Here is a 21550-nt window from a genome sequence, read left to right as displayed (position 1 = left end):
TTGATCGCGTACGCTTGCCCCCGTGCGACAGGAGCAACCGCCGCGGCCCGAGCCGCTCGACCCGCCGATGGTGCCGTTCGCGGTCGCCGGGCTGGTGGCCTGGGCGGTGGCCGGTCTGGTGCTGCTGATCTTCTTCCGTGGCTGGCTCATCGAGCACGGGCACCAGGACTGGCTCTGGACGTGCCTGGCCGGTTTCCTCTGGGGCTTTCCCGGTCTGGCCGTGATGATGCGTCACGACGCCAACCGGCGTCGCCGCCGCGCCGGGCGCTGACGCGCCGGGCGCCGCGCCGGCCCGCTCAGGCCGGCGCCGTCGGCGTCAGGAGTGACCGTACGGCTCGGCCGGCTCCGCCGCCTCCACCGAGCCCGGGGCTCGGCTCACCGACACCGCCTCCACGGCGCTGTCGTCGTAGACCGTGGGCAACTCGTCGACCGGGGTCTCGCCCGTCTCGGCCAGGGTCTCCGAGTGCGCGCCGCAGCCGTGGTCCACGCTGACGACCCGGCCGTCGTCGGGGGCGTAGAAGTTGCCGCAGACGCCGAAGCACTGCCGCAGCGCGCCGGCGAGCGGGAGGTAGAAGCCGCAGGTGCCGCAGCGGGCCGCGGCCGGGGCGGCGGTGGAGATCGGCGCCGACGGGCCGTGGTCGCCGTCGTACCAGCGCTGGGCCGCCTCGCTGCGCCCCTCGCGGGACAGCACCCGGGGCCGGCCGAGGCCGAACTCCCAGGCGGTCTCCTCGACCGCGGGGTCGTCGGAGAGCAGGTAGCCGGGGGTGAGCCGCTCGTCGTCGGGCGGGGTGGGCAGCAGGTCGCCCGGGCCCAGGTCGCCCGGCTTGAGCCGCTCCTGCCACGGCAGCCAGCCCGGGGCGAGCAGCGCGTCCGGACCGGGCAGCAGGACGGTCTCGCAGATGGTGACCTTGCGGCTGCGCGGCACCCGGGTCACGGTGACGGCCCACCGCCAGCCCCGGTACCCGCCGAGCCGGCACTCGAAGTAGTGCGTAACGAGGCGATCCCCCTCGGCGACAGCCTGGACGTGGTCGCCGACCTCGGCGGGATCCACCTCCGTGATGGCGTCGCGGGCCACCTCGACGGCGGCGGCGCAGACCTGGTCGAGGCGGGCGGCGCGGGCGGAGGCGGGCCTGGTCACTCCGCCATTGTTCCCCATGCGCGGCGGCGGCCGACAGGCACTCCCCGAAGCGTGTTCTGCGACGGTGGGGACACGGGCGTGGGCCTGATGGGCGAGGATGGTGCACATGGTACTCGGGCGAGCCGTCGGCACCGGCATCCGAGCCGTCCGCCTGCTGCTCCGGGGGTCCGCGCGCGGCGGCCGCTGGATGACCCGCCGGGCCGGGCTGGCCCGGGCGCGGGGGGCCGGCGGCGAGGTCGGCATGGTGCGCCTGTTCGACCTGCACGCGGTCTCCTGTGCGGGCGACACGCTGATCGCGATCGGGCTGGCCGGGACGATCTTCTTCAACGTGCCGCTCGGCGAGGCGCGCAGCAAGGTGGCGCTCTACCTGCTGGTCACGATGGTGCCGTTCGCCATGCTCGCCCCGGTGGTCGGCCCGCTGCTGGACCACTTCCGGCACGGCCGCCGCCACGCGCTCGCGGCCACCATGCTCGGCCGGGCTTTCCTCGCCTGGCTGATCTCCGACTACATCCACGGCTTCGGCCTCTACCCGGCCGCCTTCGGCGTGCTGGCGTTGTCCCGGGCGTACGGGGTGGCCCGGTCGGCGGCCGTCCCCCGGCTGCTGCCGGCGGGCCTCGGGCTCTCCCAGGTCGGCGCCCGGGCCAGCGTCTACGGCACGATCGCCGGCGGGCTCGTCGCCCCGATCGGGCTGGCGGCGTTCTGGTTCGGCCCGCAGTGGCCGCTCCGGGTGGCCTCGGTCATCTTCCTGGTCGGCATGGTGATCGCCCTGCGGTTGCCGCCCCGGGCGGACTCCGACCCGCCCGAGCGGGTCCCGCGCCCGCTGCGCGCGCTCGGCCGGCGCGCCGGGGACCGCCCGCTGGGCCGGGGACGCCCCGCCGGTCGGCTGGTGATCGCCACCCTCGTCGGCGCCGCCCTGCTCCGCGCGGTGTACGGCTTCCTGCTGCTCTTCCTCGCGTTCGCGCTGAAGAAGGGCGACCTCACCACCGTCTTCCTCGGCCGGGACCTCGGCGCGGAGGTGGCGCTCGGGCTCGTCGGCGGGGCGCTGGCGACGGGCACCTTCCTGGCCACCGCGATCGGCACCCGGTTGCGCATCCACCGGCCCACCGCGATCCAGTCCACCAGCATGATCATCGTGGCCGGCGCGGCGGTGCTCGCCACGATCCGCTTCTCGCTGCCCATGGTCGCCCTGCTGTGCGTGGTCGCCGCGCTGGTCAGCGGCGTGGCGAAGCTCGCGGTCGACGCCTCCATCCAGGAACGCATCCCGGAACGGCTGCGGGCCAGCTCGTTCGCCCACTCCGAGACGGTGCTGATGCTCGCGTTCGTGGCCGGCGGCGGTCTCGGCCTGGTGCCGTTCGCCGGCCGGGTCGGCATCGCCGTCGCCGCCGGGGTCGCGGTGCTCGCCGCCGCCCGTGGCGTGTACGTCGCCGGGAAGCTGCGCGGCGAACGCCTCGCCGGCCGGCCGCTCGGCGACGACGAACTCGCCGACGACCCGCCCCCGGTCGAGCAGCCGGGACCCGAGGACGCCGCCCGCGTCGCCCCCACCTCGCCCGCGCCGGCCCGGCAGCCCGCCGACGACCCGGCCGACGACGCCGGGCTGGCCCCGCCCGGTTACCACATCTACCGGCCCTCCTCCTCCGCCGTCGCCGGCTCCGGCGGCGCCGACGACGAGACCCGTCGGGACTCCCGGGGCCCGCTGTCGTGACCGGGCTGCTCGTGGTCACGGCGGTACCCGCCGAGGCCGACGCGGTCCGCGCCGGCCTGGCCAACTCCGCGTTGCCGTCCCGCGAGGTGACGGTCGCGCCGGTCGGGGTGGGTCCGGCGGTCGCGGCCGCCGCCACCGCCCGGCTGCTGACGCTCGCCGAGGCGGCCGGCCGCCCGTACGGGGCGGTGGTCAGCGCCGGGATCGCCGGGGGCTTTGCCGGGCGCGTAGCGGTCGGCGGTACGGTCCTGGCGACCCGCAGCGTCGCGGCCGACCTGGGCGCCGAGTCCCCGGACGGCTTCATCCCCGTCGACGAGCTGGGCATGCCGCCCGAGCTGCTCGGCGGCGGCACCGCCGTACCCGCCGACCCGCAGCTGCTCGCCGCGCTGCGGGCCGCCCTGCCCGCCGCGACGGTCGGCGCGGTGCTCACCGTCAGCACGGTCACCGGCACGGCCGCGAGCACCCAGGCGCTCGCCGACCGCTACCCCGACGCGGTGGCCGAGGGCATGGAGGGGTACGGCGTGGCGGTCGCCGCCGCCCAGGCCGGCCTGCCGTTCGCCGAGCTGCGTACCGTCTCCAACCCGATCGGCCCCCGGGACCGCGGCGCGTGGCGCATGCGCGAGGCGTTCGCGGCCCTCGCGGCCGCCGCCGCGGCCCTGGCCTGAGGGCCCCGGCCGCTCACCGGCGGGGGCGGGCGGGGCGGCGCTCGTCCGGGCGCTCCAGCCGGACCACCCACGGCCGGTTGGCCTGCAACCGGTAGCCGCACGCGAGCAGCAGGTGGATGCCGTCGTCCTCGGCGACGGCGTGCGCGGCGCGGATCCCCGTCCGGGCCATCTCGACCTCCAGGGCCGCCACCAGCCGCCGCCCGATGCCGAGCCGGCGGCAGGTCCCGGCGACCAGGACGCCGTCCAGCACCACCTCCCGCTCCCGCGCGTCGACCAGGTCGCCGTACAGCAGGTGCGGGCTGCGCTCGTGGGCCCGCAGCTCCCCGAGCAGCTGCCCGTCGGGCAACTCCGCGAGGAACCGCCACGACGTGGCGGGCAGACCGGCGGTGACCCGGCGCACCGTCACCTCGCGGCGGATCCGGTTCGCCCACCGCCGCCGGTCGCGATACGACCGCTTCAGCTCGTACGTCCCCGGCGGCAGCGGACGTGGCCACCGCTCCGGCGGCAGGTTCCACCACTCGGCCCACCAGGCGCCCGGCCAGTCCCTCGGCTGCTCGACCTTCCAGACGTCCAGGTGGGCCGGGTATCGCCGCCCCGCCTCGTCCCGCATCCCGTCATGCGGCACCCCTGGCACCGGCGCGACGCCGGCCGGCGGCTCGTGCCCGATCACCAGCCGACCGCCGGCAGCCTCGACCAGCCGCTCCACGGTCCGGAACCGCGGATCCCCGCCCCGCCCCGACTCGATCCGTGCCACGGTGCTCTTCGGGATCCGCGCCCTCGCGGCCAACTCCCGCTGGCTCAGATCCGCCCGGCGGCGCAGGGCCCGAAGCACGTCCCCGACCTCAACCTGTACTGGCGCTGGCCCTGGCGCTGGCCCTGGCCCTGGCCCTGGTGCCGGGCTCGTTGACTCCGTCACGCATCGATGATTCGCGGCTTTGGGCGGTCCTTTCAACACCCCGCCCGAACCTGTGGACAACCCTGTGGACAACCGCGTTTCATCCGGTGGCGAGTGCCTCCTCCGGGCCCTATGGAGCTGCCCCGTTCATGCGCCCAGGGCCCCAGGCCCAGCGGCCAACCCGCTGGCCTACTGGCGAACGCCGGCAGGCGCCGGCCGGCTCCCCGCTGGCACACCACCCGCCCCGCACGACGGCACACCACCCGCCCCGCCCCGCACGACGGCACACCACCTGCTCCGCAGCTCAGTAATGACCTGCTCCGCAGGTCAGTAATGCGGCCCGGTGGAGGTCGTCTTCGGTGCCCCGTCTGCGCGGGCAGCTCCAAAGGCCGCGAACAGCACTACCTGCCCGCCGGCAGGACGGACGGGGCCGCCAGAGGTCCGAGCCCGTGGGGGCGGGGATACGGTGGGGGCGTGGCGCTCTCCCTGGCGATCTCGCCCTGCCCCAACGACACGTTCGTCTTCCACGCCCTCGTGCACGGCCGGGTGCCCGGCGCCCCGCCCGTCGAGGTGACGTACGCCGACGTGGACGTCACCAACACGGCCGCCGAGCGCGGCGCGTTCGACCTGGTGAAGGTGAGCTACGCGGCGCTGCCGTGGCTGCTCGACGACTACCACCTGCTGCCGTGCGGAGGCGCGCTCGGGCGGGGCTGCGGCCCGCTGGTGCTGACCCGGGGAGACCGCACGGATCTGGCCGGGGCGACGGTGGCGGTGCCCGGGGACCGGACCACGGCGTACCTGCTGTTCCGGCTCTGGTCGGCGGGTCGGCCGCCGGCGCGGATCGAGGTGGTCCCGTTTCACGAGATCATGCCGGCCGTGGCGGCGGGCCGGTACGACGCCGGGCTGGTCATCCACGAGGCGCGCTTCACCTATCCCCGGCACGGGCTGACCGCCCTGGTCGACCTCGGCGAGTGGTGGGAGGGCGACACGGGGCTGCCGATCCCGCTCGGCGCGATCCTGGCCCGCAAGGGCACGGTCGACCCGGTCGAGGCCGCCGCCTGGGTCCGCGAGTCGGTACGCCAGGCGTGGGCCGACCCGGAGGCCAGCCGCGAGTACGTGCTCGCGCACGCCCAGGAGATGGAGCCCGACGTCGTGGACCGGCACATCGCGCTCTACGTCAACGAGTTCACCGCGGACCTGGGGGACGCGGGGTTCGCCGCCGTGGAGGCGCTGCTGGGCCGGGCGGCCGACGCCGGGCTCGTACCTCGGACCCCCGGCCCTCAGACCTCCAGCTCGCGCGCCACCGCGTGGACGAGCTGAGCGATCTTCTGCGCCGCCTTGCGGTCGGGGAAGCGGCCCCGCCGCAGGTCCGGCTGGACCTTCGCCTCCAGCACCTTGATCATGTCCTCGACGAGGCCGTGCAGCTCCTCCGCCGGCCGGCGGCGCAGCTCCGCCACGGACGGCGGGGCCTCCAGCAACTTGACCCCCATCGCCTGGGCGCCCCGGCGGCTGTCCACCACGCTGAAGTCGATCCGCTGACCGCCCTTGAGGTCGGTGACACCTGTCGGCAGCGCGCCCTTCGGCAGGAACACGTCGCCACCCTCATCGCTGGTGACGAACCCGTATCCCTTGGCCGCGTCGTACCACTTCACTCGACCCGTAGGCACGTGAAAACCCCTGCTTCGTCGGAGACGTCTACTGCGTAAAGGCTAGCCGGATCACGCGGTCCAGCGCCGCCGGGAACCCGGTGAGATCATCCAGCACCACTCGGGCGCCCGCCGACCGCAGTTCGTCGGTCGAGCATGGGCCGGTCGCCACCCCGACGCCGGGAATTCCGGCCGCCCCGGCGGCCACCATGTCGGCCACGTGGTCGCCCACGTACAGGGTCGCGTCGTGGGCGCGCAGCGCCGTCGCCTTCTCCTCGGCGAACAGGTCGCCGGCCAGCTCGTCGACCGCCAGCCCGAGGTGGTCCAGGTGCAGCCGGGCCAGCCGGCCGGTCTTCGAGGTGACCACCATGACCCGGCCGCCGCGGGCGTGCACGGCCTCGATGGCCGCGACCGCGCCCGGCATCGGCAGGGTGGGGGTGATCGCGTACGCCGGGTAGAGCTCCCGGTACGCCTCGACGGCCGACTCCACCTGCTCGGGCGGGAACCAGCGGGCGATCTCCACGCGCAGCGGCGGCCCGAGCCGGGACACCGCCGCGTCGGCGTCCACGGGCACCCCGGTGCGCGCGGTCAGCGCCCGGTACGCCGCGGCGATGCCGGGACGCGAGTCGACCAGGGTCATGTCGAGATCGAAACCGACCGTCAGTGGGGGCATGCCGGAACCGTACCCGGCTTCGCGGTCGGCCCGGCCGGGCGTCCGACGGGCGCGACCACCCCCAACCGGGCTAGCGTGGAACGACGATGACCACCTCACTCGCCGACCATCTGCGGACGCTGCCCGACGAGTCCCTGGCCGCCCTGCTCCAGCTGCGGCCCGACCTCGTCGTACCGGTGCCGGCGGACGTCTCCGCGCTCGCGGTCCGGGCCGCGTCCCGGGTCTCCGTGGCGCGGGCGCTGGACGGGCTCGACCAGTTCACCCTCCAGATCCTCGACGCGGCCCGGCTGACCCGGGACCCGGCCGACGGCGTGACCTCCACCGAGGCGGTCCTCGCCATGGCGACCGCCGGGCCGCGCCCACCCGCCCCGGCCACCATCCGCGGCGCCGTGAACCGGCTGCGCGCGCTGTTCCTGTTGTACGGCCCCGAGCACGCCCTGCGCGTGGCCGACGGCGTCGACGAGGTGTCCCCGTACCCGGCGGGGTTGGGCCGGCCGGCGGCGGATCTGGACCCGCACACGGCCGCCCTCTGCGCGGACCCGGCGAAGCTGCGGCGCACGCTGCTGGCGGCTCCCCCGTCGGCCCGGGCGATCCTCGACCGGCTCGCGGCCGGGCCGCCGGTGGGCAGCGTGCCCCCGGGGGCCCTGGCCGCCCCGCCGCTCGGGGCGGAGGACGCCGTGCCCCCGGACCCGGTCAACGGCGGTGCGCCGACCGGCTCGCCCGTGCGCTGGCTGGTCGACAGCCGGCTGCTCGTGCAGGTGTCCGCCGGGACGGTGGAGCTGCCCCGGGAGGTCGGCCTGCTGCTGCGCCGCGACGCCGGCCCGCTCGGCCCGCTGCGCGCCAGCCCGCCGCCGGTGGCCGCCGCGCCGCGCGAGGCGAAGGCCGTCGACTCGGCCGGGGCTGGGCAGACCATGGAGGTGGTACGGCAGACCGAGGCGCTGCTGGAGCTGCTGTCCGCCGAGCCGGCGCCCGTGCTGCGCTCGGGCGGGATCGGCGTGCGCGACCTGCGCCGGCTGGCCAAGACGCTGGGGCTGGACGACCCGACGGCGGCCCTGCTGCTGGAGGTCGCGTACGCGGCGGGGCTGGCCGGCGAGCTGGAACTGCCCGGGGCGACCACCACCCGGTACGGCGCCGACCAGCAGATCCTGCCCACGGGCGGGTACGAGGTGTGGCGCGCGATGTCGCTGGCGCAGCGCTGGGAGCAACTGGCCCGGGCGTGGCTGCTGATGACCCGCCAGGCGGGCCTGGTCGGGCAGCGGGACGACCGGGACCGGCCGGTCAGCGTGCTCTCGGCCGAGGCGGAGCGGGCCGGCGCGCCGACCGCCCGACGTGCCGTCCTCGGGGTGCTGGCCGACCTGGAGCCGGCCACCGCCCCCACCCCCGACGAGGTGCTCGAGCTGCTCGACTGGCGGGCACCCCGGCGCAGCCGCGACCGGGAGAAGGCGCACCGGGAGGTGCTGGCCGAGGCGGCCCAGCTCGGGGTGACCGGGCTGGGGGCGCTCACCTCGTACGGGCGGCTGCTGCTCGCCGACGTGACCGAGGCCGACGAGCGGGGCGCGGAGGACCCGCTGGGGCTGCGCCCGGGCGCCGACGGCGACGGCGCGCCAACCGCCGTGCGGGCCCTGGACGCCCTGCTGCCCGCCCCCGTCGACCACTTCCTCGTGCAGGCCGACCTGACCGTGGTGGTGCCCGGCCCGCCCGACCCGGCCCTCGCTGCGGAACTGGACATGGTGGCCGAGCACGAGTCGGCGGGCGGGGCCAGCGTGCACCGGGTCACCACGGCGAGCGTGCGTCGGGCCCTGGATGCCGGATACTCGGCCGACGACCTGCACGCCCTGTTCCGCCGCCGGTCCCGCACCCCGGTGCCGCAGGGGCTCACCTACCTCGTGGACGACGTGGCCCGCAGGCACGGCGGGCTGCGGCTGGGCTCGGCCGGCGGGTACGTGCGCAGCGACGACGAGGCGCTGCTGGCCGAGGTGCTGTCGGACCGGCGGCTGGAGGCGCTGGCGTTCCGCCGGCTGGCCCCGACGGTGCTGGTCACCCCGTACCACGTGAACCGGATGCTGACCGCGCTGCGCGACGCCGGGTACGCCCCGGTGCCGGAGGACGCCTCCGGCGCGGCGGTGCTGGCCCGCCCGAAGACCCGGCGCGCCCCCGGCCGGGCGCCGCTGTCCCGCACGCTCGACCCGGTGGCGTCCCCGAAGCTGGCCATGCCCCGCCTGCTCGGGGTGGTGGAGCAGATCCGCCGCGGCGACGCGGCGGCCCGGGCGGCGCGGCGGGCACCGGCGGTGGTACGCGGCGGCGCGGCGCGCACCGGCCCGGTGGCCGCACAGACGCACACGGACGCGTTGGCGGTACTCCAGCAGGCGGTACGCGACAAGGCGCTGGTCTGGGTGGGTTACGTCGACGCGCACGGGGCGACCGCGTCGCGGCTGGTCCGGCCGGTGTCGATCGGCGCGGGCTACCTGCGGGCGGAGGACGAGCGGACGGAGATGCTGCACACGTTCGCCCTGCACCGCATCACTGCCGCGGTCCGGGAAACCTGACCCGCGCCCCCGGTCGACGGGGCGCGGGTCAGCGGCGGTCGCGGCGGAACGTTCCGATCACGGCGATGGCCAGCAGGAGCGCGGAGGCGGCGCCCGCCGACTCGCCGACCGAGGCGACGAAGCCCTGCCGCTGGACGAGCCAGCCGTAGAGGAACCAGGCGACGAGGAGGACGGCGGCGGCGGCGTACCCGAGCAGGGCCGCCGCCGTGACCTCGGCGGGGTGGCCCGGATCGTCCTCGGTGGTCAGGTCGTGGTCGACGCTCATCGCCCACCTCCTGGAGGGGTGAGGGAACAATCCCCGGGGCGCCGGGGCCGGCCTCGGCGTCGAGACCGGCCCCGTCGCCGGGCAGCGTCAGGTGCCGGGGCGGCGGCCGAAGACGATCACTCGGCTGCCGATCTTGCCGAGCTCCCAGGCGCGGCGGGCGTCGGACGGCAGCAGGTTGATGCAGCCGTGCGAGCCGATCGACTTGTTGTGCAGGTAGGTCGTGGTCTGGTGGTAGCCCATGCCCTGGGTGAAGTGCTGCCAGTACGGCAGCCAGACCTCGTACGGGTTGGACCACTCCTTGATGTTCCGGTAATTGATCTTGAACGTGCCGGCGGGAGTGCGGTAGCCCGGCATCCCCGTACGGGTCACCGTCGGCCCCCAGACGACCTTGCCGGAGCGCATCGCCCAGGTGGTCTGCCGGGTGAGGTCGATGCAGAAGGTGGTGGCCGAGCCCGTCCCCGCGTTGCAACGGCTCACGTCGGTGGTGGCCAGCCGCTTCGACACGTCGTACGTGAGGGGACCGGCGCGCCCCTCGGCTGGGCGGATGTCGTACCGCTGCTGGAACTTCTTGATCGTGGCGCAGTCCAGGTCGGACTGGCGGCCGTCCTCCAGGACCGGCCCGAAGTTGAGCTTGGCGAGGTACGTCTCCACCTCGCGCTGGTATTCGCCCTGCGCACAGCTCGTGGCCTGGGACGGCTTCGTCTGCGGCCGCTGTGGCATCGTCCGGGTCGGCCCGGGCTCCGGGACCGGCCTGGTGATCGTCCGCGGCGGCACCGCCCTGTCGACCGCTTGGACACGCCGATCGGAGCCGGACGAGCCGCCCGCCCCCGTTGCCTGCTCCACCGAGCCGGCCCGGGCCAGCCCCCCTCCGCGGCCACCCGGGTCGGTCTGTGGATCGGGCGTGCACGCACCGGCGCCGACCAGCGTGACCACAGCCAGGCCGACGACCCGGACGGTGAGATTGAAGCGCTTCATGCGGCCTCCCGGGGCGGTCGTCCCCCTGATAGACGCTGGGGATACTGGAATGGTTGCACCCAGTGTCCGAATCTTCTGCCCCTATCCGGCTCCGTGCAAGACTGGATGGTCGGCCCGGGGCTACTCAGGATCCCGACGACCAGGCTCAGGAGAGGACGCTGGCGTGAGCGGTGGACCACTGATCGTGCAGTCGGACAAGACCCTGCTGCTGGAGATCGACCATCCCGACGCGCAGGCGTGCCGCATGGCGATCGCACCGTTCGCCGAGCTGGAGCGCTCCCCCGAGCACGTGCACACGTACCGGCTGACGCCGCTGGGTCTGTGGAACGCCCGCGCCGCCGGGCACGACGCCGAGGGCGTGGTCGACGCCCTGATCAAGTACTCGCGCTACCCCGTGCCGCACGCGCTGCTGGTCGACGTGGCCGAGACGATGGACCGGTACGGCCGGCTCCGGCTCGCCAACGACCCGGTGCACGGCCTGGTCCTGCGCGCCCTGGACCGGGTCGTCCTGATCGAGGTCGCCAAGAGCAAGAAGCTCGCCGGGATGCTCGGTGCGAAAATCGACGACGACACGATCGCGGTGCACCCGTCCGAGCGGGGCAGACTCAAGCAGGCGCTGCTGAAGCTCGGCTGGCCGGCGGAGGACCTGGCCGGGTACGTCGACGGCGAGGCCCACCCCATCGAGCTGGCCGAGCAGGGCAAGGAGGGCCGCGCGGCGTGGACGCTGCGGTCGTACCAGCGGGAGGCCGTCGAATCGTTCTGGGCCGGCGGGTCCGGCGTGATCGTGCTGCCCTGCGGCGCCGGTAAGACGCTGGTCGGCGCGGCGGCGATGGCCGAGGCGAAGGCGACCACCCTGATCCTGGTCACCAACACGGTCGCCGGGCGGCAGTGGAAGCGCGAACTGGTCGCGCGCACGTCGCTGACCGAGGACGAGATCGGCGAGTACTCGGGCGAGCGCAAGGAGATCCGGCCGGTCACCATCGCGACGTACCAGGTGCTCACCTCGCGGCGCGGCGGCGCCTTCACCCACCTGGACCTGTTCTCGGCGCGCGACTGGGGCCTGGTCGTCTACGACGAGGTCCACCTGCTGCCCGCGCCCATCTTCCGGTTCACCGCGGACCTCCAGGCCCGCCGCCGGCTGGGGCTCACGGCGACCCTGGTACGCGAGGACGGCCGGGAGGGCGACGTGTTCAGCCTGATCGGCCCCAAGCGGTACGACGCGCCGTGGAAGGACATCGAGGCGCAGGGCTGGATCGCCCCGGCAGAATGCACCGAGGTACGGGTGACGCTGACCGACGCGGAGCGGATGTCGTACGCGACGGCGGAGTCGGAGGAGCGGTACCGGATGGCGGCGACCGCCCGCACCAAGCTGCCCGTGGTCCGCGCGCTGGTCGACCGGCACCCCGACGACCAGGTGCTCGTCATCGGCGGGTACATCGACCAGTTGCACCAGCTCGGCGAGTACCTGGACGCGCCGATCGTGCAGGGCTCGACGACGAACAAGGAGCGGGAGCGGCTGTTCGACGCGTTCCGGTCGGGCGAGATCCGTACCCTCGTGATCTCCAAGGTCGGCAACTTCTCCATCGACCTGCCCGAGGCGGCGGTGGCGATCCAGGTGTCGGGGACGTTCGGGTCGCGGCAGGAGGAGGCGCAGCGGTTGGGGCGGGTGCTCCGGCCGAAGGCCGATCGGCGGCAGGCGCACTTCTACACGGTGGTGTCCCGGGACACGATCGACACGGAGTACGCGGCGCACCGGCAGCGGTTCCTGGCGGAGCAGGGGTACGCGTACACGATCGTGGACGCCGACGACGTACTGGGGCCGAAGCTGCCGACCGTCGACTGAGGCCGGTCGCCGCCGGTGACCGCCACGTCGGCGATATGGCGGTATCCACGGCGCTCCGATACCGCCATATCGCCGACATGGGGACGCCGCACGTGAGGCGGGCCGACGTCCGCTCCCCCCACACGGCGCGGACGCCGGCCACGCGGCTCGGCCGGCTGCCAGCCCACCGCGTCACGGGCGTGCACCGGCGTCAGCGACTCAACCCGGTCGGCGCTGTGCGGCCTCCGCAACGAAGACGCCGCGCCCCGGGCGGCCGACCAGCACACCCTGCTCCCGCAGGGTCGCCACGGCGCGGTGGATCGTCGCAGGCGAGACGTTGTAGTGATCAGAGAGCTGTTTGGTGGACGGGATCTGTGACCCGGGCTGGAACTCGCCCACCTCGATCCGCCTCAGCAGATCCTGGATCAACTCGGTCATAGTCGGCGGAATCGGCACGCGAGGGCCCCTTGCAGTCGGTTGGCTCTCCCAGTATCGAGCACCAGGTGAAGGAGCGGCAATAACTGCAAGGGAAGCAGCAGGCAACACTCCAGCTAGATTCGATAGGTAAGCGAGCGTTGACAGAGGTTAGAGGGGTTCGGTAGCGTCGCTGTCGGTGATGCGGTGCCGCTGCGGTCGGTTGGCGCCTCTCGTACCGGTCTCGCATCGCCGACGAGACCTCACTCTCCGCGCTCCCCGGCGCGGCCCTGCTGCCGTACCGATCATGGGCGTCCGGTTCTGGGACCAGGCCACTGCCAGGGCTGCCCGGGCCGTTGGACGACCCGGCCTCGACCCCGCCGAGATCCGATCATTCCTGCACGAGGTAGCCGACGAACTCGCCGTCGCGCAGAAGGCCCTCGTCGCGGTGCAGGAGGAGAACGTACGCATCAAGAACGCCCTGCGCACCTGGCAGAGCGCCCAGGCGGCCAACCGCCAGTACCGATGACCGACCGCTGGATCATCCACCTGCCCATCACCGCACCCGACCTGCTCCGGGCACGGGTCTTCGCCCGCACCGCCGCCCGGGTGCTGGCCCGACTCAGCGCCCGCGTCGAGCCGGGTGGGGTGACCGTGTCGGCCGAGGACGAGCAGCACGTACGCCACTGGGTCTTCTGCGACCGGCTGCTACCCGGCGGCGGCCGGTGCGCCCTGCCGGTCGACCACAGTCTGCCCTGCTCACGACGGCTCAACCGCCGCTGAAGAGGCGTGGTCGTGCGGGCAGGTGAGCCACTCGGGCCGTGGGACGGCGGCTGCTGGCCGGGACGCCGGGCGGAGAACCGGCCCGCCACGCGAGGCGACTGCGCCGATGGTCAGGAGACTGCGGTCTTTACCAGCTCGATGACCTTCTGCTCCACGGCGGGGCTCCACTTCTGGATCGCGTACGACACCGGCCACACGTCTCCGTCGTCAAGTTTGGCCGCGTCCTGGAACTCCAGCGTCGAGTAGCGGGTGTTGAACTTGCCCGAGTTCTTGAAGGCGACAAGGACCTTGCCGTCCGGGTTCGTGTAGGCGGGCATCCCGTACCAGGTCTTCGGCAACAGCTCCGGAGCGGTGGCGGTCACCGCCACATGCACGCGCTCGGCGAGCGCACGATCCTCTGGCGCCATCTTCGCGATGCTGTCGAGGACCGCCTGCAGCCCGTCGGCCTTCTTGGCGCCCTGCTTGCCCTCGGCGCGCAGCTCGGCGGCGCGCTCCTTCATCGCGGCGCGCTCCTCGGCGCTGAAGCCGTCGGACTCGGTCTGGGAGTTCTTCGCGGGCATTTCCGGACTGCCTTTCGACGCTCAAGGCTCGGCGAGATGCCGGCCGTCTCAAGCAAGGCTAGGGCCGACGACACCCAATGGCTTCTCGATTCCTGATCGGATGGGGCCAGCCGATCGCCGGGCTCTGCCGCTGACTCGCCAGGGCCGCGATCACGGCGGCCCCAGCCGGATCGGCCATCGTCGCCCCCTAGCGTGACAGTCGGCGGCGCAGGTAGCGGGCGCGGCGGCCGGCGTCGCGGAACCCGAGCCGCCGGTACAGCGCGGCGGCCGGGTTGTTGTCGTTGACGCAGAGCCACGCGTCCCCGACCTTTTCCCCAGCCAGCGAGCGCAGCGCGCTCGCCACCAGGTACGCCCCGACCCGCCGGCCCCGCCAGCCCGGCACGACGCCCACCTGGTCGATCCAGTTGTCGATGACGTTGAGGAAGCCGACCGCCGCGCCGTCGGGGCCGCGCGCGATCATCGACAGCTCCGGCCGGTACTCGTCGTCGTCCCGCAGCTCACCCAGCCATTCTTCGGCGGTGGGCGCGGCGAAGCCGGGCCGGTCGGCGAACGACGCACTGTACGTCCCGAACAGCTCCGACCCATTTTTCCAGCTCACCGGCTCAGTGCTTACGCCCTCGGGCCGGGCGACCGCCGGAAGATCGGTCAGGTCGTGCCGCAGCACCCATTCGGCGAACGTCCGCTCAAAGCCGCGCGCCGCGAACAGCGTCTCCGCGCCCGGGCTCCAGGACTCGGTGGTCAGCAGCAGGTCCGCGTCCCCGGCCTGCTCGCCGGCCCAGTCGAGCAGCCTGCCGCCGAGGCCCCGCCCCCGCCAGGCCGGATGCACCAGGCCGGTGCTGGTGGCCGGGTCCCGGCCGGTCCCGACGCTCACGGCCGCGACCAGGCCGCCGTCGTGCCAGACCCCGAGGGTACGTCCCTGCAACAGCCGCGCCCGCACCAACGGCGTACGCCCGAACAGCGGCAACCCGCCGTCGGCGCCGAGGCACGCCTGAGCCAGCTCCCCCAACGCCCCGAGTTCCCCCTCGCCCAGCTTCTCCCAGGTAAGCGCGCCCGCACCCGGCCCGATCCCCTCCACCACGCCTCCCCCTGTCCTTGCGCTCCGTCTCCGGGCTCACCGGGCCTGGGCGTCGACGGGGGCCAGGCAGGTCAGTGGGGCCGGTGGCGCGAGAGCAAGTAGGCAGGCCGGGGCGGGGCGGCGTCAAGCGCATTCCGGCCCGGTCGGCCGGCGTCAGAGGACGCGGATGGGGTGTTCGGCGGCGATGCGGGCGTCCCGTCGGGCCGGGTCGAGGTTGGCGCAGACGACCACGGACGCGCCGACGGAGAGCGGGGCCAGCAGCCACTTCAGCGGCTGCTCGTGCTCGGCCGCGTCGACCAGGAGCCGATCGCCGGCCCGCAGGTCGAGCTGCTGCGCGACCTCCGCCGCCACCCGCCCGTACTCGCCGATGCTGGTGCCGTCCGGGGTGGCCGCATCCGACGGGCGGACGGCGGCGTGGTCGGGCGGGGTGTCGGTGTGTCGCAGCACCTCGTTGGACCAGTCGAGCCAGCCCACGGGTACGTCGGCCAGCGGCCCGGCCCCGGCGCCGACGAGGTACCGGTGCACCCCGTCGGGCACGTCCTCCAGCCAGTCGTCGAGGCGTTCCGGGGTCACGAACACCGCGTCGTACGGCTGGTCGCCGCCCGGTTCCAGAACCGGCAGCCCGGCGGTGGCCCGGGGCCGGAACGACACCGCCATGCCCACCGACCAGGCGCCGAGCAGCACCGCGGCGGTACGCCAGTGCGGCGGCAGCAGCACCGCGACCCGGCTGCCCGGCCCGAGCCCGCAGCCGTCCCGGAGCAGGCCAGCCGTACGCGCCGCCCAGTCGCCGAGCTGGCCCGCGGTCAGCTCGACCCGCTCACCGGTCGCGTCGTCGAGATACGTCAGCAGCGGCGGCTCGCCCTCGGTGGGCGCGACCTGCGCGGCGACGGTGGGCAGTCCGGCCATCAGGGCTCTCCTCACTCCGAATCGCCCCACCCTATCGACCGCCTGCGCTGCGCCACGGTCGCCCGCAGCGCAATCTTGGACAGTTTCCGTTCGCACCGATCGACAACTGTCCAAGATCGCGTGGCCGGTGCATCGCGCGCACGGTGCGGCATGGTGCGGCATGGTGCGGCATCAAGGCACGGTGCGGCATGGTGCGGCATGGTGCGGCACGGTGCGGCATCTACAGCGGGAGCTGCGGGCCGCCGTCTAGCAGCGGGGCCAGCAGGTCGCCATGCTTCTCCACCCGCTTCAGGGCCTCCCCCGCCGTGTACGGCTTCGTCGCCGGGCGCTTGCCGGCGGCACCGGCCGAGACCTCGTCCCAGGTCAGCGGGGTGGAGACCGACGGCACGGACTGGGCGCGCAGCGAATACGGCGCCACGGTCGTCTTCGCCGCGTTGTTCTGACTCCAGTCGATGAAGATTTTTCCGGGGCGCAGGTTCTTCGCCATCTTCGACACGACGAGCTTCGGGTGCGCCTTCTCCAGTTCCTGGGCGATCCGCCGGGCGTACGCGGACACGTCGTCCGAGGACTGTGTCCCGGCGACCGGGCAGCAGAGCTGCATGCCCTTCTTTCCCGACGTCTTCGGGTAGCTGTCGATCCCGTCGGAGGCCAGCCGGTCGCGCATCAGCAGGGCCACCCGGCAGCACTCCCGCAGCCCCGCCGGGGCGCCCGGGTCCAGGTCGACGACCATCATGTCCGGATGCTCGCCGATCTTCCACTGCGGCGTGTGCAGCTCCAGGGCGGCGAGGTTGGCCAGCCAGACCAGGGTGGGCAGGTCCCCGGCGACGACGTAGTCGACCGTCTCCCGGCCCTTGCTCGATCCCGGCGCGGGCAGCGTCTCCGTACGCACCCAGTCGGGCGTGGCGGCCGGGGCGTTCTTCTCGAAGAACGACTTCTCCGCCACCCCGTTCGGGTACCGGATCCGGGTCAACGGCCGTTCGGCCAGGTGCGGCAGCAGCACCGGGGCGATCCGCGTGTAGTAGTCGATGACCTCGCCCTTGGTGAAGCCCGCCTCCGGGTAGAGCACCTTGTCGAGGTTGGACAGCTCCAGCGCGCGGCCCTCGACGGTCACCCGCAGCCGCTCAGCCTGCATCGTCGACCTCCTCGGGCGGCTTGTCGGGGCGCAGCCGCAGCAGCCGGGGGAAGCGCAGCCGGCCGTCGGGGGTGCGCTGGCCGTACTTCACCTCCACCACCACCGTAGGTGCTACCCAGATGGCCCCCCGGGCATCCTCGCGCGGCACGTCCGCGGCGAACGGGGACGCGCCCGAGCGCAGCGGCTCCAGCTCGCGCAGCAGCTCGCGCTCGATGGCCGCGCCGATGCCGCCGCCGACCCGGCCCCGGTAGGTGAGCCGGCCGTCCGGGCGGGGCACGCCGACCAGCAGGCCGCCGATCCTGCGCGCGCCGGGCCGCCAGCCGCCGACGACGAAGTCGCCGGTCACCTCCAGCTTGACCTTGACCCAGTCGGGGGAGCGCACGCCGGGCCGGTAGAGCGAGCCGAGCCGCTTGGCCATCACCCCCTCCAGGCCGTTCTCGCCGGCCGCCTCGTAGGTGGCCGGGCCGTCCGGGAAGGCCGGGGGCACGGCCCACCGCGCCCCGCCGAGGCCGAGCCCCTCCAGGGCCGCGCGCCGCTCCCGGTACGGGCGGCCCGTCAGGTCCTCGCCGCCGAGCCGGAGCAGGTCGAAGATCATGTACGTCACGGGAGTGCTGGCCGCCAGCCGGGCCGCCTTCGCCGGGTCCCGGACGTGCATCCGCTCGGCCAGCGCGGTGAACGAGGGCTGCCCGGTGGCGCTGAGCGAGACCACCTCGCCGTCGAGCAGCGCGTCGCCGACCTGCTCGGCCAGAGTGATCAATTCGGGGTACGCGACGGTGATCTGCACGCCCGAGCGCGCGTACAGGTGTTGGCGGCGGCCGACGATGTCGGCCAACGCGCGGACGCCGTCCCACTTGAACTCGTACGCCCAGTCGGCGCCGGCGGGCAGCGGGCCGGTCATCGCAAGCATCGGCTTCAGCGGCGCGCCGGGCACGTTTTGACTGTAGTTGCCGCTGGAAGCGCTCGCGTCGGCTTCGATCCTTTGCGATCCTGGGCTGTACCGGTGAGAGGAGCGGGGCATGCGGGCGATCTGGAAGGGGGCCGTCTCGTTCGGGCTGGTCTCGATCGCGGTGAAGCTCTACTCCGCCACGGAGGAGAAGGACATCCGCTTCCACCAGGTGCACCGGGACGACGGCGGCCGGATCCGCTACAAGCGCACCTGCCAGGTCTGCGGCGAGGAGGTCAGCTACGACGACATCGCCAAGGGGTACGACATCGGCGGCGGCGAGATGGTCATCCTCACCGACGAGGACTTCGCCGAGCTGCCGCTGACCACCTCGCACGCGATCGACGTGCTGGAGTTCGTCCCGGCCGAGCAGGTCGACCCGATCCTCTACAACAAGGCGTACTTCCTGGAGCCGGAGGGCGCGGCGACCAAGCCGTACGTGCTGCTGCGCGACGCGCTCGCCGACTCGGAGCGGGTGGCGATCGTCAAGGTGGCGCTGCGCCAGCGGGAGCAGCTGGCCACCCTGCGCGTACGCGAGGGCGTGCTGCTGCTCAACACGATGCTCTGGCCGGACGAGGTGCGTACCCCGGACTTCGGCTTCCTGGACGAGGACCTGAAGATCCGCCCCCCGGAGCTGGCGATGGCCAGCTCGCTGATCGACTCGATGGCCGGCGAGTTCGCCCCGGACGCGTTCACCGACGACTACCGGGCCGCGTTGCAGGAGGTCATCGACGCGAAGGTGGAGGGCCGGGAGGTCGTCCAGCCGGAGGAGGTCGAGGAGGCCCCGGCCGCGGCGGTGGACCTGATGGCGGCGCTGAAGGCGTCCGTCGAGCGGGCCCGGGCTGCCCGGGGCGAGGAGCCGGAGCGCGGCGGCGGCGAGCCGACCCCGATCACCTCGGCGCGGTCGGCGCAGAAGGCGGCCAAGGCGCCGGCGAAGAAGGCCGCCCCGAAGAAGGCGGCGGCCAAGAAGGCCGCGGGCGCGGGCGCGAAGAAGGCCGCCCCGAAGAAGGCCGCGGAGAAGGCGGCGCCGGAGAAGAAGGCCGCGAAGAAGGCCGCCCCGAAGAAGGCGGCCCGCAAGACGGCCTGAGCGCCGTGGCTGGGTCGGCGCCCGGGCCGAGTAACTGGCCCCCTCCCACCGCCGTACGCCGGGAAGGGGCCTGTCACCTCAGCCCTGGTTGAGCTTCTGCGTGGGGGTGATCCGGACGATCACCCGCTCCTCGCCGGGCTTGCGGAACGGGTAGGTGTCCTGCCCGAGGTACTTCCTCGCCAGCTTGTCGATGTGCTCGTCGGCGCCCTCTTCGACCAGCTCGGCGGTGCCCTTGACCCACAGGGCGCGGAAGTCGTTCGCCTTGTCGACGATCGAGATCCCGACGGCCGGGTTGCGCCGGATGTTCTCGTACTTGCGCCGCCCCTTGGCGGTGTTGAACACGATGTGCTCCCCGTCGGCGTCGATCCAGACGGGCGTGACGTGCGGGGTCCCGTCGGGCTCGACGGTCGCGACGTGGGCGAGCTGGGGCTCGGCCAGGAGGGCCAGGTCTACTTCGGTGAGGATCGCCATGGTCGAGAAACTACTCGTATCGGGACCGGCGGACCGGAAACACGGCGCATCGGGGCACAAATGGAAGGCGGTCGAGGGGGACACCCGGAGCGGCGCTGCGGGTACCGTGTGCGCTGGCCTCGGCAGCGGCCGCCGGGCCCCACCTCTTGACAGGGAGTCGACGTGAGCGAGCGTGTGCAGAACCGGTCGGCGGGCCAGGGACCGGGCGGCAAGGCGGAGCGGCGGCTGGCCGCCCAGCTGGCGGCGAAGAAGGCCGCCGAGGCGAGGCGCCGCCGGCAGTCGATCCTGGGCGCGGTCGCCGGCGTCGCCGTCGTCGGTGTGCTGATCGGGGTCTTCGTCGTGGTGAACAACGGCAAGGACGACAAGGACCAGACGGCCTCCGCGCCGTCGGCCAGCGCCAGCGCTCCGGCCGCCGACCCGACCGCCCCGCCCGCCCCGAAGCTTCCCGAGGGGGCGGACCCGGCGCTCGGCACCAGGCCCGCGGTCGCGGCGGGCAAGGGCGAGCTGAAGAAGCTCACCGTGACGACGCTCATCAAGGGCAAGGGCCCGGCGGTGAAGTCCGGCCAGCAGATCACCACCAACTACGTGGGCGTGTACTACAAGGACGGCAAGGAGTTCGACTCCTCCTGGAACCAGGGCGAGCCGGCCACCTTCGGGATCGGGACGGGTCAGGTCATCAAGGGCTGGGACCAGGGCCTGGTCGGGGTGACCGTGGGTAGCCGGGTGCAGCTCGACATCCCCGCCGAGCTGGCGTTCGCCAACCTCGACGGCCCTCAGGGCCCGCTGCGGTTCGTCGTCGACGTGCTGGCGGCGCGGTAGTACCGCGGTGCGCTGGTTCACAGGAGTCTTCCTCCCCCTGCGCACCACCAGTAGGTTCGGGGTCACCGTGGGCTGGTGCCCCCGCCCCATGGTGACCCGACCGACGGGGAGGTGCACGTGGCGGCGCAGGACGACCCCGGGCTCGCCCGGCTGATGTGGAGGCACTTCGAGCCGGTCCACGCGGTCACCTACTTCCACCCACGCGCCCGCGCCGCGTACGAGGCGGTTGGTCTGCGCGGCTACTGGCGGGGCTACTTCGCCGGCCGGGCCGCCCCGCTCGGCGCCGTCGAGGCGGCCCCGGTGGTCGCGGCGTTCTTCGGCTTCGCCCCGTCGATGGTGGCCCGGGCGCTGCCGTCGGTGTGGCGGCTGGCCACCCCTCAGGAGGCGCTGCGCGCCCGGCTCACGGGGGCGGTGCAGGCGCTGGCCGAGCTGACGTACGAGCTGCCGGAGGGACACCTCGCGGAGGCCGCCGACCTGCTGGAGGAGGCGGCCGGCGCGGTGCAGACCGCCGGCCGGGTGCTGGGTGCCGCGAACGCGGCCCTGCCGGCCGCCGCGTACCCGCTGGCCCGGCTCTGGCAGGCCGCCACCACGCTGCGCGAGCACCGGGGCGACGGGCACGTCGCGGCGCTGGTCACCACGGGGCTGGATCCGGTCGAGGTGCTGGCCTGGCGGTGCCGGGTCGACCAGTCGCGCGAGTTCCACCGGATGGCCCGGGGCTGGACGGACGAGGAGTGGGCCGCCGCCGAGGAGCGGCTGGTCGAGAAGGGCTGGCTGACCGCCGAGCGGGCGCCGACCGGCCACGGCACCGAGGCGTTCCGGGCGGCCGAGGAGGCCACGGACCGGGCCGCCCTCGGCCCGTGGCGGGGGCTGGGCGCGGAGCGTACGGCGCGGCTGCGCGAGCTGCTCGAGCCGCTCGCCGCGCGGTGCCGCGCCGTCATCCCGCCGCAGAGCCCGATCGGCCTGCTGGCGCCCGGGCCGGACGCCGACGGCAGCCCGCCCGCCGCCCGCTGAGCCCGCACGGGCGATGAGCAGGCCC

23 protein-coding genes and 1 pseudogene are annotated in these 21550 nt (G+C 74.2%); 11 read left to right on the top strand and 13 right to left on the bottom strand.

Annotated features, from left to right (window positions below; genetic code table 11):
* Positions 1–22: 22 nt before the first annotated feature.
* A complete protein-coding gene (locus JD77_RS14690) occupies positions 23–271 on the top strand; it encodes a DUF2530 domain-containing protein (RefSeq protein WP_145774900.1) in 249 nt (82 codons plus the stop codon).
* Positions 272–316: 45 nt separating this feature from the next.
* Here the strand turns inward: JD77_RS14690 and JD77_RS14685 are convergent, their stop codons facing one another.
* Entirely contained in the window at positions 317–1246 is a 930-nt protein-coding gene (locus JD77_RS14685) for a DUF3027 domain-containing protein (RefSeq protein WP_387226140.1), read from the bottom strand.
* On the opposite strand from JD77_RS14685, the gene JD77_RS14680 reads away from it, so the two are divergent.
* Positions 1236–2840, top strand: a complete 1605-nt coding sequence (locus tag JD77_RS14680) for an MFS transporter (protein WP_145774898.1) — start codon at positions 1236–1238, stop codon at positions 2838–2840. The two genes, JD77_RS14685 and JD77_RS14680, sit on opposite strands and share 11 nt — an antisense overlap.
* Positions 2837–3502 carry a futalosine hydrolase gene (locus JD77_RS14675; RefSeq protein ID WP_145774897.1) on the top strand — a complete coding sequence of 222 codons (666 nt, stop codon included), beginning with the start codon at positions 2837–2839 and terminating at the stop codon, positions 3500–3502. Before JD77_RS14680 ends, JD77_RS14675 begins: the two co-directional genes overlap by 4 nt.
* Before the next feature lie 13 nt (positions 3503–3515).
* Here JD77_RS14675 and JD77_RS14670 read toward each other — a convergent pair whose 3' ends face one another.
* On the bottom strand, positions 3516–4334 hold the full coding sequence (locus JD77_RS14670; RefSeq protein ID WP_145774896.1) for a GNAT family N-acetyltransferase: 819 nt from the start codon (positions 4332–4334) through the stop codon (positions 3516–3518).
* A 537-nt stretch (positions 4335–4871) separates the two neighbouring features.
* Here JD77_RS14670 and JD77_RS14665 point away from each other — a divergent pair.
* Entirely contained in the window at positions 4872–5717 is an 846-nt protein-coding gene (locus JD77_RS14665) for a 1,4-dihydroxy-6-naphtoate synthase (RefSeq protein WP_145774895.1), read from the top strand.
* Here JD77_RS14665 and JD77_RS14660 read toward each other — a convergent pair.
* Positions 5678–6064, bottom strand: a complete 387-nt coding sequence (locus JD77_RS14660) for a cold-shock protein (protein WP_145774894.1) — start codon at positions 6062–6064, stop codon at positions 5678–5680. The genes JD77_RS14665 and JD77_RS14660 overlap by 40 nt on opposite strands.
* A gap of 28 nt (positions 6065–6092) precedes the next feature.
* On the bottom strand, positions 6093–6716 hold the full coding sequence (locus JD77_RS14655; protein ID WP_145774893.1) for an HAD family hydrolase: 624 nt from the start codon (positions 6714–6716) through the stop codon (positions 6093–6095).
* A gap of 86 nt (positions 6717–6802) precedes the next feature.
* Between JD77_RS14655 and JD77_RS14650 the strand changes: the two genes are divergently transcribed.
* On the top strand, positions 6803–9262 hold the full coding sequence (locus JD77_RS14650) for a helicase-associated domain-containing protein (protein ID WP_145774892.1): 2460 nt from the start codon (positions 6803–6805) through the stop codon (positions 9260–9262).
* A gap of 28 nt (positions 9263–9290) precedes the next feature.
* Here the strand turns inward: JD77_RS14650 and JD77_RS14645 are convergent, their stop codons facing one another.
* Both JD77_RS14645 and JD77_RS14640 read right to left on the bottom strand, forming a co-directional pair.
* Positions 9291–9527 (bottom strand): hypothetical protein, encoded by a 237-nt coding sequence (locus JD77_RS14645; protein WP_145774891.1) that lies wholly within the window; start codon positions 9525–9527, stop codon positions 9291–9293.
* 87 nt (positions 9528–9614) lie between these two features.
* Positions 9615–10502 carry a L,D-transpeptidase family protein gene (locus tag JD77_RS14640; RefSeq protein WP_145774890.1) on the bottom strand — a complete coding sequence of 296 codons (888 nt, stop codon included), beginning with the start codon at positions 10500–10502 and terminating at the stop codon, positions 9615–9617.
* A gap of 163 nt (positions 10503–10665) precedes the next feature.
* On the opposite strand from JD77_RS14640, the gene JD77_RS14635 reads away from it, so the two are divergent.
* Positions 10666–12345 (top strand): DNA repair helicase XPB, encoded by a 1680-nt coding sequence (locus tag JD77_RS14635; protein ID WP_145774889.1) that lies wholly within the window; start codon positions 10666–10668, stop codon positions 12343–12345.
* A gap of 198 nt (positions 12346–12543) precedes the next feature.
* Here JD77_RS14635 and JD77_RS14630 read toward each other — a convergent pair whose 3' ends face one another.
* The gene (locus JD77_RS14630) at positions 12544–12780 is read right to left on the bottom strand and encodes a GntR family transcriptional regulator (RefSeq protein ID WP_211372562.1); all 237 of its coding nucleotides are present in this window, start codon (positions 12778–12780) and stop codon (positions 12544–12546) included.
* 165 nt (positions 12781–12945) lie between these two features.
* On the opposite strand from JD77_RS14630, the pseudogene JD77_RS14625 reads away from it, so the two are divergent.
* Together JD77_RS14625 and JD77_RS14620 are read left to right on the top strand one after the other, a co-directional pair.
* A pseudogene (locus JD77_RS14625) lies at positions 12946–13267 on the top strand (hypothetical protein).
* The gene (locus tag JD77_RS14620; protein ID WP_145774886.1) at positions 13264–13521 is read left to right on the top strand and encodes a hypothetical protein; all 258 of its coding nucleotides are present in this window, start codon (positions 13264–13266) and stop codon (positions 13519–13521) included. The pseudogene JD77_RS14625 and the gene JD77_RS14620 overlap by 4 nt, the downstream one beginning before the upstream one ends.
* 110 nt (positions 13522–13631) lie before the next feature.
* On the opposite strand, the gene JD77_RS14615 is transcribed toward JD77_RS14620, so the two are convergent.
* From JD77_RS14615 to ligD (JD77_RS14595), 5 genes are all read right to left on the bottom strand, one after another.
* The gene (locus JD77_RS14615) at positions 13632–14081 is read right to left on the bottom strand and encodes an iron chaperone (RefSeq protein ID WP_145774885.1); all 450 of its coding nucleotides are present in this window, start codon (positions 14079–14081) and stop codon (positions 13632–13634) included.
* Between the two features lie 187 nt (positions 14082–14268).
* Entirely contained in the window at positions 14269–15159 is an 891-nt protein-coding gene (locus JD77_RS14610; protein WP_246140668.1) for a GNAT family N-acetyltransferase, read from the bottom strand.
* A 150-nt stretch (positions 15160–15309) separates the two neighbouring features.
* The gene (locus JD77_RS14605) at positions 15310–16062 is read right to left on the bottom strand and encodes a TIGR03089 family protein (RefSeq protein WP_145774884.1); all 753 of its coding nucleotides are present in this window, start codon (positions 16060–16062) and stop codon (positions 15310–15312) included.
* Between the two features lie 220 nt (positions 16063–16282).
* A complete protein-coding gene (gene ligD / locus JD77_RS14600; protein ID WP_145774883.1) occupies positions 16283–17194 on the bottom strand; it encodes a non-homologous end-joining DNA ligase in 912 nt (303 codons plus the stop codon).
* A complete protein-coding gene (gene ligD, locus JD77_RS14595; RefSeq protein WP_145774882.1) occupies positions 17184–18125 on the bottom strand; it encodes a non-homologous end-joining DNA ligase in 942 nt (313 codons plus the stop codon). The genes ligD (JD77_RS14600) and ligD (JD77_RS14595) overlap by 11 nt, the downstream gene beginning before the upstream one ends.
* Before the next feature lie 85 nt (positions 18126–18210).
* Here ligD (JD77_RS14595) and ku point away from each other — a divergent pair, with 85 nt between their 5' ends.
* Positions 18211–19224 carry a non-homologous end joining protein Ku gene (ku, locus tag JD77_RS14590; RefSeq protein WP_145774881.1) on the top strand — a complete coding sequence of 338 codons (1014 nt, stop codon included), beginning with the start codon at positions 18211–18213 and terminating at the stop codon, positions 19222–19224.
* Positions 19225–19302: 78 nt separating this feature from the next.
* Here ku and JD77_RS14585 read toward each other — a convergent pair whose 3' ends face one another.
* Positions 19303–19695, bottom strand: a complete 393-nt coding sequence (locus tag JD77_RS14585; protein ID WP_145774880.1) for a PPOX class F420-dependent oxidoreductase — start codon at positions 19693–19695, stop codon at positions 19303–19305.
* A gap of 162 nt (positions 19696–19857) precedes the next feature.
* Here JD77_RS14585 and JD77_RS14580 point away from each other — a divergent pair, with 162 nt between their 5' ends.
* Both JD77_RS14580 and JD77_RS14575 read left to right on the top strand, forming a co-directional pair.
* Entirely contained in the window at positions 19858–20514 is a 657-nt protein-coding gene (locus JD77_RS14580) for an FKBP-type peptidyl-prolyl cis-trans isomerase (protein WP_145774879.1), read from the top strand.
* A 153-nt stretch (positions 20515–20667) separates the two neighbouring features.
* On the top strand, positions 20668–21525 hold the full coding sequence (locus JD77_RS14575; protein ID WP_170286638.1) for an SCO6745 family protein: 858 nt from the start codon (positions 20668–20670) through the stop codon (positions 21523–21525).
* Positions 21526–21550 lie beyond the last annotated feature (25 nt).

The sequence above is a fragment of the Micromonospora olivasterospora genome, from assembly GCF_007830265.1.
Taxonomy (GTDB): Bacteria; Actinomycetota; Actinomycetes; order Mycobacteriales; family Micromonosporaceae; genus Micromonospora; species Micromonospora olivasterospora.
The sequence above is the reverse complement of the archived record's forward strand: the minus strand, read 5'-3'. Positions and strand labels throughout refer to the sequence as shown.

Coding starts and splice junctions, on each gene's coding strand:
- JD77_RS14680 (WP_145774898.1), top strand. CDS start 1,236: ATGGTGCACATGGTACTCGGGCGAGCCGTCGGCACCGGCATCCGAGCC.
- JD77_RS14685 (WP_387226140.1), bottom strand. CDS start 1,246: ATGTGCACCATCCTCGCCCATCAGGCCCACGCCCGTGTCCCCACCGTC.
- JD77_RS14655 (WP_145774893.1), bottom strand. CDS start 6,716: ATGCCCCCACTGACGGTCGGTTTCGATCTCGACATGACCCTGGTCGAC.
- JD77_RS14650 (WP_145774892.1), top strand. CDS start 6,803: ATGACCACCTCACTCGCCGACCATCTGCGGACGCTGCCCGACGAGTCC.
- JD77_RS14645 (WP_145774891.1), bottom strand. CDS start 9,527: ATGAGCGTCGACCACGACCTGACCACCGAGGACGATCCGGGCCACCCC.
- JD77_RS14640 (WP_145774890.1), bottom strand. CDS start 10,502: ATGAAGCGCTTCAATCTCACCGTCCGGGTCGTCGGCCTGGCTGTGGTC.
- JD77_RS14620 (WP_145774886.1), top strand. CDS start 13,264: ATGACCGACCGCTGGATCATCCACCTGCCCATCACCGCACCCGACCTG.
- JD77_RS14615 (WP_145774885.1), bottom strand. CDS start 14,081: ATGCCCGCGAAGAACTCCCAGACCGAGTCCGACGGCTTCAGCGCCGAG.
- JD77_RS14605 (WP_145774884.1), bottom strand. CDS start 16,062: ATGGCCGGACTGCCCACCGTCGCCGCGCAGGTCGCGCCCACCGAGGGC.
- ligD (WP_145774883.1), bottom strand. CDS start 17,194: ATGCAGGCTGAGCGGCTGCGGGTGACCGTCGAGGGCCGCGCGCTGGAG.
- ku (WP_145774881.1), top strand. CDS start 18,211: ATGCGGGCGATCTGGAAGGGGGCCGTCTCGTTCGGGCTGGTCTCGATC.
- JD77_RS14585 (WP_145774880.1), bottom strand. CDS start 19,695: ATGGCGATCCTCACCGAAGTAGACCTGGCCCTCCTGGCCGAGCCCCAG.
- JD77_RS14575 (WP_170286638.1), top strand. CDS start 20,668: ATGTGGAGGCACTTCGAGCCGGTCCACGCGGTCACCTACTTCCACCCA.